This window comes from Methanocalculus sp. (genome assembly GCF_029762515.1).
GTDB lineage: Archaea > Halobacteriota > Methanomicrobia > Methanomicrobiales > Methanocorpusculaceae > Methanocalculus.
This window is the reverse complement of record NZ_JARVGN010000516.1, coordinates 1-1,335: the sequence shown is the minus strand read 5'-3', so window position 1 is coordinate 1,335 and position 1,335 is coordinate 1. Positions and strand designations below refer to the sequence as shown.

Sequence of the window (1,335 nt, the reverse complement as noted above, 5' to 3'; positions counted from 1 at the left end):
ATATTACATCACAAGCGTTCTCAATGAAATCAATATTACCGTCAAATTCATCAGTGAAGTATTCAGAAACCCGCTTTGAGACAGGGTTGTTTAAGGTTTTCTCTAAATCATTTTTTAAACCTGGCCATTTACCGAGTGAAATAGTCCTTTCTACCATACCAAGGAGATTTTTAAGGGGATCCGGTAAAGGCTCGATTTTTTTAACCTTTCTTCCATCTTTGTTTATCCACACACCGTAAAAATACTTATTTGGGATAGGAGTCTCGAATTCATTGTGAATTTGGGTTCTTATTTCCGATCCGATCGCATCATGGAGCAATGTCTCTAATCCTTTTCCGTATTCCACAAGGGCGATAGAAAAGTCAAAGGGGAGGTCTCCGTCTATCTGATTGAATAGCCTGATAGCCAGCGATTCAGCAGAATGCAAAATTGTTTTAACGTCTCCATCGGGGATACGGTTGAAGTTGATGACCTGTTCAGCCAGCGTATGATAGTCCTCTTTTGCCCGCAGATATTCTTCATTGTCAGGTTCATGCTCGAGGGCCTTTTCGACGAACCTTTCTGCTTCTTTGAAATTCAACATCGATTCGTATGTTTGAGCAATTTCCATAAAGATGCGTTGTGGCTCATCCGGTAACACATCAAGAGATTTATTTAATAGTTCAATCGCTCGACTCAGATTTCCTTCTTTTCGGAAGATCTTCGCCTTTGTTTCATAGAGAAGGGCTTTTATATGGGGTGGGACGTCCTCTTTCAGCCCCATATTGAGATATCTGTGCGCAGCAACTGTGTAGGATAATCGGCTGAAAATTTCTGCAATCATGCAGTGTGGTGAGAGCAGTGATTCATATTTCTTGATCTCCTCGAGTATTGCATCGTAGAGTTGGAAAATTATCTTTTCATCCCGAATTTGACGGTATGAAGAATAAAGGCAGGCTATAGTTGTCCATTCAATATTCTGATAGGTATTCTGATTGTGTTCATTGAATTCACCCGGGAAAGGATTCAGTTCATAAAGGATGGAAACACATCTGCAAATTTTCCCAATTCCCTCATTGGTGTTCCCTTGAACCAAGTCAATTAATCCCAGGTAGTTATATGATTGTGCAATTAGCACCAAATCGTTTGATTTATCAATAACTTCGCCGAAAATTCGGGTCGCTTCGGAATACTCCTTCAGTTCAAAGTGCGTTCTACCTACCCGGAAAAGAATTTGGTAATCATTGTCTATCAGATAAGCTCTCAGGAGCCATTCATTGGCATTATGGTACTGGAACGAATGGTAGAGATATATTCCCCTTTCAGAGAATGTTTCCTTTTCAATATTTGTATCAA

General features: G+C 40.0%; 1 protein-coding gene. It reads right to left on the bottom strand.

Annotation, left to right across the window (positions count from 1 at the left end):
• Positions 1-1,335: tetratricopeptide repeat protein (locus QCH34_RS12755; protein ID WP_300334685.1), on the bottom strand; the 1,335-nt coding region annotated here is incomplete at both ends.